We start from the raw sequence: 14,372 nt of genomic DNA on the forward strand, positions 1-14,372 counted from the left end.
ATCTGTACTGTTCGTTCCTGCTTCTGCTCAAAGCGCGGGCAATGCGGACAAAGGGCTCAGCGCTCCTCGCGGAAATACGAGAGCCCGAGACTTGCGGGCGGCTGATCCTCCGGCCGGTTCTTCCGGCTGGTAAAAATGAGCACAAGAATGGTCACAACATAGGGCATCATCTTGAATATCTCCTGCGCTGCGCGGGAGAGGTTCGGAATGTAGAGATACATGATATAGAGACCGCCAAAGAGAATGGAGCCCCAGATTGCATTGTTCGCATTCCATATGGAGAGAATGACAAGTGCCACCGCAAGCCAGCCTCTGTCCCCGAAGCTGTTGTTCCCCCAGGTTCCGCCAAGATATTCCATCACAAAGTAGAGACCGCCGAGCCCCGCGATACCCGCGCCGACTATGGTCGCTGTGTACTTGTAGAGCGACACATCAATCCCCGCCGCATCTGCGGTCGCGGGATCCTCTCCCACCGCGCGGAGATTCAGTCCACGCCTCGTGCGCAACAGGAAGTAAGTCAACGCCAGCGCAATGATGAGAGAGAGATAGGTCAGCAGTCCGTAGGAGAAGAATATCTTCCCCAGCACCGGTATCTCCGAGAGCCCCGGTATCGTCTTTCTGTAGGCTGCCGCAGTGACCTTTGTGGAGATCTGGCCGACGCCTCCCGCCATCTGAGAGAGAGAGCCGCCGAAGAAATTGCCGAAGCCCGTGCCAAAGGTCGTGAGCGCCAGACCGACCACGTTCTGATTGGCGCGCAGCGTCACGGTCAGAAAGCTGTACAGAAGTCCTCCGAGCATGGAGACAAGCAGTGCAAAAAAGAGGGACAGAAGAAGTCCTGTGAAGCCGCTGGCACTCTCTCCCGCGCGCTTCTCATAGAGAAAGGCTGCGATGAGGCCGGAGATTCCGCCCATGTACATGATGCCGGGAATACCCAGATTCAGGTTTCCGGACTTCTCCGTGAGTATCTCGCCGGAGGCGCCAAAGAGAATCGGGATGCCCTGAATGATGGCGCGCTGAATGAAGGTTAGAATCACTGTCATCTCACTGCACCTCCTTTTTTCTGAACTGAATTTTATAGCGGATAAAAAACTCACAGCCGATCAGAAAGAAGAGAATAATGCCTGTGATGATATCCGAGAAGTTCTGGTTCAGCTTGTACTGCGACGCAATCTGCACCGCGCCCTGCTGCATGAAGATGAGAAGCCCTGAGATGAGCAGCATAAACAACGGATTGAAATTCGCCATCCACGCGACGATGATTGCGGTGAAACCTCTGCCGTTCGCTGTGCTGGTGGAGAGCGTGTGACTGGAGCCGCCGACGATCACCGCTCCTGCGAGACCGCAGATCGCGCCGGAAATCGCCATGGTGCGGAGAATCACGCGGGGCACGTCGATGCCCGCATAGCGCGCCGTATTCTGGCTGGAGCCGACGACAGAGATCTCAAATCCCTGCTTGGAGCGCCTCAGATAGAAAAATACCAGCAGCGTGACCAGCAGAACGATGAGACAGCTCAGAATATACTGGCCGCCCGCAAAGCCGCTGCCACCGATAGCCGGAAACCAGCCCGCATGACTTTTCTGATTGATGGTGCCGACGCTGTTCGAGCCCTTCGGATTCTCCCAGAAGCAGATTGCAAAGGTCACAAGCTGCATGGCCACATAATTCAGCATCAGAGTGAAGAGCGTCTCATTTGTATTGTACCTCGCCTTGAAATAGGCAGGAATGAGCCCCCAGAGCATTCCCGCCAGCGCACTGGTGACAAGCATGGCAGCAATGAGCAGAAAGCCCGGAAGTCTGTCTCCACAGTAGATCATGAGGGCCGCACTCAGCATGCCACCCATCAGGATCTGTCCCTCCGCGCCGATATTCCAGAAGCGCATGCGAAAAGCCGGCGTCAGTCCCACCGCAATGAGCAGGAGTATGACAGTCTCACGCACTGTGACCCAGAAGCGGCGTGCATTTCCCACGGCGCCCGCATAGAGCGCGCCGTAGACGCCGAAGGGATTCACCTGTGTCACCGCAACGATCACAGCCGCACAGACCACGAGCGCCAGCGCCAGCGCCGCCATATGGATGAGGCAGATCTTCGCAAAGCTGATCTGATTCCGCTTTGTCATATGAAACAGAGGCTCTCTGTTATTCATCTGCGCTCTCCTTTCCGGCAGTTCCGGTCATCATAAGACCCAGCTGCTCCTTTGTCGCCTGCCTCGCCTCCACGATGCCCGCGTTTCTCCCGCCCTGCAGCACGAGAATACGGTCGCAGAGCGCCAGCAGCACATCGAGATCCTCGCCGACACAGATCACCGCCGCGCCCTCCTCCTTCTGACGGCTCAGAAGATTGTATATCAAATAGGAGGAATTGATATCCAGTCCACGCACCGGGTACGCCGCCATCATAACCTTCGGATTGCCGGCGATCTCGCGGCCCACCAGCACCTTCTGCACATTTCCGCCGGACAGACGCCCGATCGGCGTCTCCGTGTTCGGCGTCACAACCTCAAGCTCACTCACAATCTGCTGTGCCATCTTCTTCGGCGTCTCACGATCCGTAACAAAGGACTTTCCGGAGCGGTACGAGCGCAGCATGATATTATCCGTCAGATCCATGCTCCCCACAAGGCCCATACCGAGACGATCCTCGGGCACAAAGGCGAGACGCACGCCGAGATCCTCGATCTCGATCGGCGTCATACTGCCGAGATCCTTCCGGCTCTCATCATCATTGATGTAGCAGATCTGTCCCTCATGCGCCTGAAGGCCCGCGATAGATTCCAGCAGCTCCTTCTGCCCGTTTCCGGAGATGCCCGCAATGCCGAGTATCTCTCCGCTGCGGAGTGTGAAGCTGATATCATCCAGCACCTTCATTCCCTCCGCGTTCACACAGCTCACGTGCTCACAGATCAGGCGGTCCCGGAGGTTCTTCGGCTCACTCCTGTGAATGCCGAGATCCACTTTCTCCCCGACCATCATCTCCGTGAGAGAGCTCACAGAGGCATTTGCGGTCTCCACCGTGCCGATGTAACGCCCCTTCCGAAGCACTGCGACGCGGTCGGAGATATCCAGCACCTCGTTCAGCTTGTGGGTGATGATGATGATGGACTTTCCGTCCCTGCGCATGTTTCGGAGCACACTGAACAGCTTCTCCGTCTCCTGCGGCGTGAGCACAGCTGTCGGCTCGTCCAGAATCAGTATGTCCGCGCCGCGGTACAGCACCTTCACGATCTCCACCGTCTGCTTCTGAGAGACGGACATGCTGTATATTTTTTCCGCAGGATCCAGCTGAAAGCCATACTTCTCGACAAGACAGCGCACCTCATCCTCAACGGCCTTCCGATTCAGTCTTCCCTTCCCCTTAAGTCCCAGAACGATATTCTCCGCCGCCGTCAGCACAGGGATCAGTTTGAAGTGCTGATGGATCATGCCGATGCGGAGCGCAAAGGCGTCCTTCGGCGAGCGAATGGTCACCTCCTGCCCGTTCACCAGAATATGCCCCTCGTCCGGAAAATAAATTCCGGAGAGCATATTCATCAGCGTTGTCTTCCCGCTCCCGTTCTCTCCGAGTATCGAAAGTATCTCCCCCTGTCGAAGCGTGAGGTTGATATGGTCGTTTGCGACGACCTCTCCGAAGCGCTTGGTCACGTCCCGGAATTCGATTGCATTCATCTCTCCCACAAAGCTTTCCTCCATACCGTCCTGCAAGTGCCGCGCCGGTTCAGGCAGACGCAGCGTGCCCCGGGCCGCATCCCTTCCCGCGTTTTCTTTATCTCTGATTCTCCGCGCCGGAGGGCGCTCCCGCCCGCCGTGCAAGGCTCATTATAGCATACTTCTTATAAACCTAAAATCAGGCTCTGAAGGGAATTCTTCAGAGCCTGACTCAAAATTGAAACGCTTAATTCTGAACTGACTCGATGCCGTCCACGATGATGTCGAAGGCCGGCGCTGCGATGACCTCGGACTCATGGAAGTAGCCGTCGGAGATGTACTCTGTACCGTTCGGCGCATAGCTCTCAAGCGTCTCTCCGTTCACCGTAAATGTAGAGGTATCAAAGACGTGGAGCTCGCCGCTCTTGATCTGCTCCTCAATCTCCTTCACCTTCTCCTCTGTACCCGCCGCAACGGAGCTGCCAAGTGCGGAAATACGAACCGCATCCTCGTTGAAGCCCTCGGACCAGTCGGTCTCGATCGGCGTGCCGTCCAGCATGGACTGAATGGCATACTTATAATATACGGACCAGTGATTGGTCGGAGAAGTCAGCGCGGTATTCGGTGCGACGCTGGTCATATCCACATTGTAGCCGACGCAGGGAACGCCCTCCTCCTCGCATGCGGTCGGGGCACCTGTGGTGTCCGCGTGCTGGCTGATGAGAACACAGCCGTCGGAGATGAGCTGCTTTGCAGTCTCCGCCTCTGCTGCCGGATCCGCCCAGCTGTTGGTGTAGAGCACCTTCATGGTCGCCTCCGGAACGATGCTCTTTGCACCGAGATAAAAAGCGGTGAAGCCGGAGATCACTTCTGCGTAGGGATATGCGCCGACATAACCGATCTTGCAGGCGTCTGCGGTAAGCTTACCCTCGTCGATCATCTCCTTCAGCTTCATGCCCGCAACGACACCTGACACATAGCGCGCCTCGTAGATATTGTCAAAGTAGTTATGCATATTCGGGAGACCTGAGCTCGCCGCCTGGAATCCGGTCGCATGACAGAAGGTGATCTCCGGATGATTGCCGGCCGCTTCGATGAGATAGCTCTCGTGACCAAAGCTGGTTCCGATGATGAGCTGGCAGCCGTCGCTCGCCAGATCCTCAGCAGCATCCAGCGCGCTCTCGTCCTCACTAATATTGGTCTTCATGATAAGCTGATCCTCGCTGAGACCAAGCTCGCTCGCCGCGTCCTTGATGCCCTCCATGTGGGAAGCGGAGTAGCCCTCGTTCTCGTCACCGATGAAGAAGATACCGATCTTCAGATCTTCCTTCGCAATGCCTTCTCCTGCAGCTTCGGTGCTCTCCTCCGCGGCAGCCTCGCTGCCCGCCGCCGGCTCCGCCGCAGCGGTTGTTGCTGTCTGTGCGGAGCTTCCGCAGCCCGCAAGCAGTACGCCCGCCATGGACACAGCACACAGTGCGCTCAATACCTTTCTCATTCGTCTTTCCTCCCTTATGTTCGCCGGCGTCCCTCGCCGACAGCCTTGAAACAGTTCTTGTATACCACATTTGCTCTGGCTCCGCAAGAGCCGTTGCGTGAAAGATCCTGCCGGAATTGTACTTTTCCGAATACCCTGTTACACCCGGCCTGCATTTTCCGCTTCTCAGAAAGTACCGCTTCCATCAGCGGCTCTGAAACGTCATCCCGCTTCCTGCGCGCGCACTGTGCTCCTCGGCATGCGCTTTCTCCGCCACACGTCCGGCGAGAGCATAAAGAGGATGGGGAAAATCTCAAGTCTTCCGAGCAGCATATTAAAGGACAGCACAAATTTTGAGAGGTCAGAAAAGCTGCTGAAGTTTCCTGTCGGTCCCACGACATCAAGTCCCGGACCTATATTGTTCATGGTGCAGAGCACCGCGCTGATCGTCGTGACCAGTCCCTTGCTGTCCAGAGAGATAATCATCATGGAAACCATCGCAATGAGAAGGTAGGCCGCCATGTATGCGGTGGTACCGAACATCACACCGTCCTCCACTCTGCGCCCGTCCATGCGGACGATGCTGACGCGACGCGGGTGTATCATCTGATTCATCTGCGCCTTCAGGTGCTTTGCCAGGAGCAGAATACGCGACACCTTGATGCCTCCGCCGGTGGAGCCTGCCGAGGCGCCCACGCACATGATGATGAGCAGAAGATAGCGCGAAAAATCCGGCCATCTGTCAAAATCCGCTGTACAGAAGCCTGTCGTCGTCATAATAGAGGAGACGGAAAAAAAGCTGTCGCGGAAAGCCTGAGGGATATTGCCCGCATACATCGGCATGATGTTGATTCCGATCAGCAGAGAGGCAGCAATCAGAATGAGCCAGTAGCAGCGAAACTCCTCGTTCCGGAAGGCCTCCTTAAAATGCCTGGTCAGAATCAGGTAATAGACAGAGAAGTTCACGCCAAAGAGCGCCATAAACACAGCAATGGTCATCTGTAAATATTGACTTTCATAGAAACCGATGCTGCTGTTATGTATGGCAAAGCCTCCGGTTCCGGCCGTCGCAAAGGCATTCAGCACCGAGTCGAAGAGCGGCATTCCGCCCGCGAGCAGCATAACAATCATCAGGACAGTCATTCCAAAATATATGAGGTAGGTGATCTTCGCGGTCTTGCTGATCTTCGGAACGATCTTTCCCACTGCCGGCCCCGGGCTCTCCGCCTTCATCAGATTGAAGGGCTCTCCATTTCCCTTGGAGAGCGGAACAATTGCGAGCAGAAAGACGAGCACGCCCATGCCGCCGATCCAGTGCGAAAAGCTGCGCCAGTAGAGCAGACCGTTTGAGAGCGCCTCCACATTCGTCAGTATGCTGGAGCCCGTCGTCGTAAAGCCCGACACCGTCTCAAACCAGCAGTCGATAAAGCGCGGAATCATTCCGCTGATGTAAAAGGGTAATGCTCCGATGAGAGACAGCACGATCCAGCCGAGCGCGCAGATCACAAAGCCCTCCCCCATGGAGATGGATTCCCGGCTCTTAAGCCTGCTGAGCAGAGTGCCCGGCAGGAGCGCCGCACAAATCGAGATCAGAAGGGCCCGCACTGTGGCAGGCTCCCCGAAGTACAGTGCAACCAGTACGGCCGGGATCATAAAGATCCCCTCTACCAGCATGATATAGCCCATATATTTTCCGACCAGTCTGTAATTCATGAAGCGCCCCCGTTCTCAAGGAAAATATCCGTGAGATTTGAGATCATCCTCCGCGGATCCGCGATCACAATGATGGAGTCTCCCTTCATCAGCACATCCTGTCCGGTGGGTATGATAACCTGCTGATTTCGAACGATAGAGGCGATGAGGGTCGCTTTCTTCAGCCTGAGCTGCATGATGGGTACATTCAGAATGGCCGGGTGATCCGGTACCGTAAAGCCGAGCGCCTCCGCCTTGCCGTTACTAATGGTATAGAGCGTCTCAACACTGCCCTCCCTGGACTGACCGACCGCACGCACATAGCGGGTGATCTCATTCGCCGTGAGGCTCTTCGGACTCACCACTGCCCCGAGATTCGCAGAGCCGACGAGCTTCAGGTACTCAATCCGGTTTACCTTGGTGATGGTCATCTTTACGCCGATGGACTTTGCATAGAGAGAGATCATAATATTCTCCTCGTCAATACCGGTCAGCGGAACCACCGCGTCCATATCCGCGATGCCCTCTTCCTCAAGGAGCTCCTGAAGCGAGCCGTCTCCGTGGATAATATGAGCCTTCGGCAAACGCTCCACCAGCTGGCTGCACTTCTCCGGATCCGCCTCAACAATGGTGACACTGAGCCCCGCCCGCAGCAGATCGTCCGCGAGATAGAGTCCCGTCGAGCTTCCGCCGACGATCATCACCTTCCGTATACCCTCATTCCCTATGCCAAAGCGACGCAGAAGGAAGGGCAGATCCGAGGTTGCCGCCGCCATGCTGAGCTTATCTCCTGCCATGAGCTCTGTGGAGCCGGAGGGCACAAAGACCTCTCCCCGGCGCTCAATGGTACAGATCAGGGCCTTCTTGTTCAGTATGGCCGGCATCTGATCCAGACGCTTTCCGTTCAGCTCGCCGTCCTTCGGCACGAGGAGCTCCACCATCTCCGCCTTGCCGCCCGCAAAGGAGCTGCGCGTAATAAAGGAAGGAAATTGCAGCAGGCGGAATATTTCCTTCGCACAGGTCTTCTCGGGGTTGATGGCAAGGGTCAGGCCAAAGCTGGATTTCAGGAGATTCATCTCCCGGTCGTACTCCTGATTCCGGACGCGCGCCACAGTGCTGCTGCACCCCAGCTTACCCGCAACCAGCGCCGTCAGCAGATTGATCTCATCGCTGTTCGTCACGGCGATCAGAAGGTCACAGCTCGCCGCCCCCGCCTCTCTCAGCACATCAATCGAGGCGCCGTTTCCAACGACGATCGCCACATCCAGTTTCTCCTGCGTGTAGTAGAGCTTCTGCGGGTTATTGTCGATCACGACGATATCGTGCCCTTCCTTTGAGAGCTGCTGCACCAGCAGAAGCCCTATCTTTCCATTTCCGACGACTATGATTTTCATACTGCGCTCATTCTCCCTGTATCTGCTCTGAAGGCCGGGGCCTCCCAAAAAAATTTCAAAATAATTTAAGCTCAAGCTTCGCCTTCGGCTCGTTCTCGTTAAGTGCTCATAGTATACCACAAGGACGGCGAAGGGGAGGAGGCAAATTTTCACACTGCACTCCGCCGGTAAATTGACTTGCACAGCCTCAGGCGGGTATACTGAAACTATCTATATCTCAGCTGATGCACTGTCTCCCTGCTCTCTCCGCAGCTCTCCGAGCAGAAACCGCCTCAGGAGGAAACATACATTATGAAGACACAGAATATCATCGACTACACCGAAACGGTGCTGGAGCCCTTTGACCAGCTTCCCTTCTCTCCGCCGGACAGTCTCATTCTGTCCTGGTTCTCCTATTTTCACCTCGCCTCCTCCGTGCCAGAGGTCCGCGAGTGGCGCGGCGTGCGGCTTGCCGAGCTGTACCGGGCAGAGAGCTTTCCTGCGCTCTTCCACGATGTGTGGGAGGCGGAGGAAAGCCGTCGCCTGCTCAGTGCCATGGCTGCGAGCCCACGCTTTCGCAATATCCGTGTGAAGGGCTTCACGGAGCAGTTCGACAGCGGACTGGAGAAGCAGTTTGCTGCAGTCAGTCTCCAGCTTGACCGGAATCAGAGCTATATCGCCTTCCGCGGCACCAACACAACGCTCATTGGATGGAAGGAAGATTTCAATATGGCCTTTCAGTCCCCTGTTCCCTCTCAGGCAGAGGCGGCCCGCTATCTCCAGCGCGCTGCCCGGCACTGCCGCGGCATACTGCGCTGCGGAGGACACTCAAAGGGCGGCAATCTCGCCGTCTATGCGGCTGCAAAGAGCAGCGCCGCACTTCGGCGCCGCATGGAACGCGTCTACTCCCATGACGGTCCCGGCTTTCCCGCAGCAGTCCTTCAGGAGCCTGGCTTTCATGCCCTGAGCAGCCGCATCCACAAGACGCTTCCGCAGTCCGCTGTGGTCGGTATGCTCCTTGAGCATCAGGAGCCCTTCCGCGTCGTGAAGAGCAGCAGGCTGAGTCTCCTCCAGCATGATCCCTTCTCCTGGGAGATACAGGGGCAGGATTTTCACTACCTGAAGGAGCTCGCCCCGGATGCCCGCTACCTGAACCACACACTCAGCGAATGGCTGCACGAGCTCTCCCCCGAGGCGCGGGAGCGCTTTGTTGACTCACTCTACACTGTGGTCTCCTCAAATGATGCCAAGACCTTTCCTGAGCTTCTCGATGACTGGAAAACCAGCCTCCCCACCATTGCAAAGGCCGCCGCAAGTCTGGACGAGGATACCCAGAAATTTCTGCGTCAGACACTTATGGAGCTCGCCGCGCTGAGCCTCAAAAATTTTCCTTCTCTCCTGCTCCCCGCGCATCTTCCGGGCAGATAAAATATTTTTTATCAATACAAGTGTTGAAAAATTCGTCTTCTGTTCTATAATAGGAGCATCGCGGGAGATGGAAAACACACCGCCTCCCACAAACTGTGTACAGGAGATGATTTTATGCAGCTTATGAATGAAAATCAAAATAATCACAGAACTTCTCACAATCGGGCTGTTAGGCGCAGAGCGCTCAGCACCCTGCTCTCCCTCACGACAGCATGTTCCGCGTTATGCTTTCCCCCGCTCTCCGCAGCTGCGGCAATCGGAAACGGCGTCTCTCCCACTGTGGACGAGGCCTATTACGTGACGCTGGACAGCTATGGCAACCCGACAGAGGCCAGCATCGTGAAGAGCTACAATCTGAACGGCGCAAGGGAAATCACAGACTACGGAAGCTATGACGCCGTACAGAATCTCACCGACAGCACTGCTGCGGAGACAGGTGACGGAACGGTGCGCTTTCATTTTGGAGAGAAGGCACCGGAGCGCTTTTACTTTGAGGGAAAGACAGAGGCTCCCTTCCGAGCCCTCCCATGGACTATCTCCCTCTCCTACCAGCTGAACGGCGTGCCGACCGAGGCAGAGAAGCTCGCCGGACAGAAGGGCGTGGTGAAAATCACGGTGAAGGCTGTTCCGAATCCGGACAGCAGCGAATACATGAAAAACAACTGGTTCCTGACCGCAGTTTCCGCCTTTAACTTAAACGACATTGTGTCACTGGAGGCACCTGACGCGCAGATCCAGTCCCTCGGAAATATCCGGGTCGCCGCCTTCCTCTGGCTGCCCGGGGAGGAACAGGAATATACACTCTCCGTCGGCGCAGAGGAGTTTCAGTATGAGGGCATGACCTTTATGATGGGCCCGATCAATGCTGCGGGAAGGCTCGGAGACTTGAAGGATCTCCGGGAAGCCAAGGAGGATGCTGAGGATTCCTGGGACAAGATGAACTCTGCGATGGATGAGCTGCTCGACTCTCTGGACAGCATGAAGTCCAATCTCTCCGGCGCCGCCAAGGGACTCGACACGCTGAACGCCGTACGGCAGAATGTACACAGCGCCAGCAGCCGTTTTTACGGAGATCTGGACAGCTTCCTCGGCTCCATGGACGGGCTCTCTGAGACTCTGAAGCCGCTCAGCGGACATCTGAATGCAACAAACAACAGTGTCACAGACCTGCGGCAGAATTTAAAGGATCTGAACGCCAGCCTGCTCGCGCTGAAGGACGATCTCGACGACACCAAATCGACGCTCCGCTCGCTGAGCGACGACATGCAGAACCTCCAGGACGTCACCAGCGATCTGGATCGCGACACCCACCGCGTGAAGAAGGATGTGGAGGGACTGAGGGCGCTCTCAAAAAGCGGGCAGGATTCTGTGAACCGGAGCATCAGCTCCACACTCTCCCAGATGACACAGCTCTATCAGGCCTATGCGGCTTACATGAAATCGCAGGGAATGCAGCCCATGGATGCGATTGGAGACGGCGAGGTGATCTATGATCTGAACAGCCACGGGAGCGGTGTGGCGACACCCGGAAATGCAGGTCTTGACCTGCGCTATAAGGGCAGCGGCACCGTCTCCGTGCGCGGCATGGAGTATCCCGAGGGCAGCTTCCAGAGCTTCGCGATCGAGAAGCTCACCGCACTCGGCTATGACACAGATGAAATCAGCTATGCTGTCGCGCTCTGGAACTACCGCAGAGAGGTCCAGAACGCCTCCGGGAAAGCAGCAGATATCTATAAGAGAACCGACAGCCTCAGCGAAAATATCATGAACCTTCCGCTGGAGGGGCTCTATGACTTCATGGCTGCCATCGGCACCGATGGAGAGAAGGGCTTTGATCAGGCGGGAAACTTAAGTGTCGAGCTGTCCGACAGCATAAAGGAGCTGGATCAGCTGCACAGCACCATTGACAGCTGGATCCCTGAGCTTCAGTCTGCACTGAACGACAGCGCCGCTGTCTGTGACTCCCTGCAGAGCTCCGCCGGAAGCCTGAGCGGCTTCTTAAAAACCACCCGCGACATCATGCGGCAGAACAGCGACCAGCTGAACGACGGCACGAGAGCTGCGCTCCAAAACAGCTCCGGGCTCCTGAAAAAGAGTGCGGATGCACTGGAGAGCAATACAAAATTCCGGGAAGCAAAGCAGAGCCTGAATGATCTGGTCGATGATAAGTGGGACGAGCACACCGGCGATAAGACCAATCTCTTCCGCCTGGATGCAGATGCGGCCGCCGAATCCCTGACCTCCCCGCAGAACCAGAATGTCTCCACAGTCTCTGTCCTCATCCGCAGTGCGGAGATCAAGGCGGAGGAGGAGGAGAATCACCTTCACTCCGGAGATGACCGGGACCACAGAAGCGTGCTGCAGCGCATTGCCCAGATGTTTCGGGATCTCTGGCACGCGCTCACCGGCTGGATGAAGCATTAAGGAGGCAGCTGTCATGATAAAAAAACTTGCGCGCTGGCTCACCCAGCGTCCGAAATTCATCATCCTCGCCGCCCTGCTTCTCACCATTCCCTCGATCCTCGGCTACATCGGCACCAGAACCAACTATGATGTGCTCTCCTATCTGCCGGAGAATGTGCGCTCTGTGGAGGGGGAGCGCCTGCTCGAGGATCCCTTCAAGGCTGCTGCAACCAGCATGATTGTTGTGGAGGGAATGCCTCCGAAGTATACAGACGATCTGCTCTCCAGAATCAAAAAACTGGATCACGTGGGCAATGCCTTCTGGATCTCTGACAGTCTCGGAATTCAGGTCCCGACCTCACTCTTCCCCTCCGAGCTCCAGAAGAACTTCTTCAGCGGAGAGGCTACCATGATGATCGTCCAGTTCGAGACAAATCTCTCCTCGGACGACACGATGAACGCCATCGTTGAGATACGAAAGCTCATGAATGAGCGCTGCTTTGTGGCGGGGATGTCCGCCATGGTCGAGGATATCAAGGAACTGGTGATTGCAGAGCTTCCGATCTATACGGTGATTGCAGTGCTGCTCACACTGATCGTGCTCTTTCTGAGCTTCGAATCCTACGCAATGCCGCCGATTCTTTTAAGCTGCATAGGCCTCGCCGTGATCTACAACATGGGCTCAAATATTTTCTTCGGACAGATCTCCTACATCACAAAGGCGATCGCCGCAATATTGCAGCTCGGCGTCACGATGGACTACTCCATCTTTCTGTACCGGCGCTACGAAGAGGAGAAAGCCAGACATGAGGATATCCGGGACGCCATGGCCGAAGCCATGGCAGCGGCCTTCTCGGCGCTCTCCGGCAGCTCGCTCACAACCATCGCGGGCTTTCTGGCTCTCTGCGCCATGCGCTTCACCATGGGGCGGGACATGGGCATCGTGATGGCAAAGGGTGTGGTGCTCGGTATCGTCTGCGTAATCTTCATTCTTCCCTGTTTTGTTCTGGTCTTTAACCGCCAGATCGAGCAGTATAAGCACAAAAATCTCTTTCCGGACTTCACGGGGATGAACCGCTGGATACTCCGGCACCGCAGAGCGTGGATACTCGCCTTCCTCCTCTGCCTCTACCCGGCATGGTACTCACAGACGCACACAAATATCTATTACCAGATCTCCCGCTCGCTCCCGAGCTCCCTGCCCTCGCTCACCTCAAATGCGAAGCTGAAGGAGGATTTCAGCATGTCCACGCAGCACGTTGTGATCCTCTCCTCGGACATCGACAACGGGACACTCGGAGAGCTGGAGGACGGTCTCGATGCCATACCCGGCATCAGCCATGTGCTCTCTTACCACAGTCTCATCGGCAATGGCGTGCCGGATTTCTTCTTGCCGAAGAAAATACGCGATATCTTCAAGTCCGATGAGTATCAGCTCATGATGCTCATCTCCGACTTCGATCCCGCGACCAATGAGATGAAAGAGCAGCTGAAGCAGGTGAGCGAGCTCGTGTACCGCTATGACCCGAATGCCTACCTGACCGGGGAATCCGCCATGACGGAGGATCTTCGCACAGTCTTCACGCAGGACAATGTGACGACCAATTATCTCTCTATTGCGGCGATCTTTGTGATCGTTATGATGATCTTCCGCTCAGTCAGCATTCCCTTCGCCCTGATCCTCGCGATCGAGCTCGCAATCTATATCAATCAGGGGCTGTGCTACTGGATGGGAAGCTCCATCTCCTTCATAGCTCCCATCCTGATCAGCGCGATTCAGCTCGGCGCGACCGTGGACTACGCGATACTTGTGAGCTCCCGCTTTCAGGAGGAGATCCGAAACGGGAAGGACAGAATGGAGGCTGCACTCCTCGCGGGCAGCACCTCGGATGCCTCCATCATCACCAGCGCACTCGGAATGTTCTCTGCGACCGTCGGCGTCGCCTTCGTCTCCCGCATGTACCTGATCCGGGAGGTATGTATGCTGCTGGCGCGCGGCGCGCTGATCAGCGCCTTCATAGTCGCCTTCATGCTGCCCTGCATTCTCTATGAGCTGGAGCCCCTGTTCAGCCGCACCACCATGAACTGGGACACGCTTCCGAAACCGAAAGCAAAAGAGAAGCCGGCCAAGTAAAGTCTGGCAAGCATCAATCGAGTAGGAGGCTGTTAACTTCTCTCAGGTGCTTCAGGAAGCTCTAAAATCAAAGCTGCACGTCGATTGAAAAGGCCATACTTGATAAGAGGGGCGTCTCCGAAATGGAGACGCCCCTCTTGTCCTCTTCAATTCTGATCCACGCAGAGAACCACTTTTCAGCAGCTCCCTGCGCCTCTGCAGTCTGCCATAACAGCATCCTGCTTC

Annotated in this window: 10 protein-coding genes; 3 read left to right on the plus strand and 7 right to left on the minus strand. The window is 56.1% G+C overall.

What is annotated here, in order from left to right; all coding sequences use genetic code 11:
- Positions 1–56 precede the first annotated feature (56 nt).
- From J2S20_RS03255 to trkA, 6 genes are all read right to left on the minus strand, one after another.
- Positions 57–1,040, minus strand: a complete 984-nt coding sequence (locus J2S20_RS03255; protein WP_307253180.1) for an ABC transporter permease — start codon at positions 1,038–1,040, stop codon at positions 57–59.
- 1 nt (position 1,041) lies between these two features.
- Entirely contained in the window at positions 1,042–2,145 is a 1,104-nt protein-coding gene (locus J2S20_RS03260) for an ABC transporter permease (protein WP_106611614.1), read from the minus strand.
- Positions 2,138–3,673 (minus strand): ABC transporter ATP-binding protein, encoded by a 1,536-nt coding sequence (locus J2S20_RS03265; RefSeq protein ID WP_106611751.1) that lies wholly within the window; start codon positions 3,671–3,673, stop codon positions 2,138–2,140. Before J2S20_RS03265 ends, J2S20_RS03260 begins: the two co-directional genes overlap by 8 nt.
- Positions 3,674–3,890: 217 nt before the next feature.
- Entirely contained in the window at positions 3,891–5,138 is a 1,248-nt protein-coding gene (locus tag J2S20_RS03270) for a BMP family ABC transporter substrate-binding protein (RefSeq protein ID WP_106611613.1), read from the minus strand.
- Between the two features lie 201 nt (positions 5,139–5,339).
- Positions 5,340–6,830, minus strand: coding sequence for a TrkH family potassium uptake protein (locus J2S20_RS03275; protein ID WP_106611612.1), 1,491 nt, complete (start codon positions 6,828–6,830; stop codon positions 5,340–5,342).
- Positions 6,827–8,203 (minus strand): Trk system potassium transporter TrkA, encoded by a 1,377-nt coding sequence (trkA, locus tag J2S20_RS03280; protein ID WP_307253184.1) that lies wholly within the window; start codon positions 8,201–8,203, stop codon positions 6,827–6,829. The genes J2S20_RS03275 and trkA overlap by 4 nt, the downstream gene beginning before the upstream one ends.
- Before the next feature lie 291 nt (positions 8,204–8,494).
- Between trkA and J2S20_RS03285 the strand changes: the two genes are divergently transcribed.
- The 3 genes from J2S20_RS03285 to J2S20_RS03295 all read left to right on the plus strand — a co-directional run bounded on the left by J2S20_RS03285 (position 8,495) and on the right by J2S20_RS03295 (position 14,147).
- Positions 8,495–9,610, plus strand: coding sequence for a DUF2974 domain-containing protein (locus J2S20_RS03285; RefSeq protein ID WP_307253186.1), 1,116 nt, complete (start codon positions 8,495–8,497; stop codon positions 9,608–9,610).
- Positions 9,611–9,733: 123 nt separating this feature from the next.
- Positions 9,734–12,034 carry a hypothetical protein gene (locus J2S20_RS03290; protein ID WP_307253187.1) on the plus strand — a complete coding sequence of 767 codons (2,301 nt, stop codon included), beginning with the start codon at positions 9,734–9,736 and terminating at the stop codon, positions 12,032–12,034.
- A 13-nt stretch (positions 12,035–12,047) separates the two neighbouring features.
- Positions 12,048–14,147 carry an efflux RND transporter permease subunit gene (locus tag J2S20_RS03295; RefSeq protein ID WP_307253190.1) on the plus strand — a complete coding sequence of 700 codons (2,100 nt, stop codon included), beginning with the start codon at positions 12,048–12,050 and terminating at the stop codon, positions 14,145–14,147.
- Positions 14,148–14,214: 67 nt separating this feature from the next.
- Here J2S20_RS03295 and J2S20_RS03300 read toward each other — a convergent pair whose 3' ends face one another.
- Positions 14,215–14,364 carry a hypothetical protein gene (locus tag J2S20_RS03300; protein ID WP_170065359.1) on the minus strand — a complete coding sequence of 50 codons (150 nt, stop codon included), beginning with the start codon at positions 14,362–14,364 and terminating at the stop codon, positions 14,215–14,217.
- Between the last annotated feature and the right edge of the window lie 8 nt (positions 14,365–14,372).

The sequence above is a fragment of the Moryella indoligenes genome (assembly GCF_030812885.1).
Lineage (GTDB): Bacteria > Bacillota > Clostridia > Lachnospirales > Lachnospiraceae > Moryella > Moryella indoligenes.

Bases quoted from the DNA above. Each gene is read 5' to 3' on its own strand.
- J2S20_RS03255 (WP_307253180.1), bottom strand. From the start codon at position 1,040: ATGACAGTGATTCTAACCTTCATTCAGCGCGCCATCATTCAGGGCATC.
- J2S20_RS03260 (WP_106611614.1), bottom strand. From the start codon at position 2,145: ATGAATAACAGAGAGCCTCTGTTTCATATGACAAAGCGGAATCAGATC.
- J2S20_RS03270 (WP_106611613.1), bottom strand. From the start codon at position 5,138: ATGAGAAAGGTATTGAGCGCACTGTGTGCTGTGTCCATGGCGGGCGTA.
- J2S20_RS03275 (WP_106611612.1), bottom strand. From the start codon at position 6,830: ATGAATTACAGACTGGTCGGAAAATATATGGGCTATATCATGCTGGTA.
- trkA (WP_307253184.1), bottom strand. From the start codon at position 8,203: ATGAAAATCATAGTCGTCGGAAATGGAAAGATAGGGCTTCTGCTGGTG.
- J2S20_RS03285 (WP_307253186.1), top strand. From the start codon at position 8,495: ATGAAGACACAGAATATCATCGACTACACCGAAACGGTGCTGGAGCCC.
- J2S20_RS03290 (WP_307253187.1), top strand. From the start codon at position 9,734: ATGAATGAAAATCAAAATAATCACAGAACTTCTCACAATCGGGCTGTT.
- J2S20_RS03295 (WP_307253190.1), top strand. From the start codon at position 12,048: ATGATAAAAAAACTTGCGCGCTGGCTCACCCAGCGTCCGAAATTCATC.
- J2S20_RS03300 (WP_170065359.1), bottom strand. From the start codon at position 14,364: ATGCTGTTATGGCAGACTGCAGAGGCGCAGGGAGCTGCTGAAAAGTGG.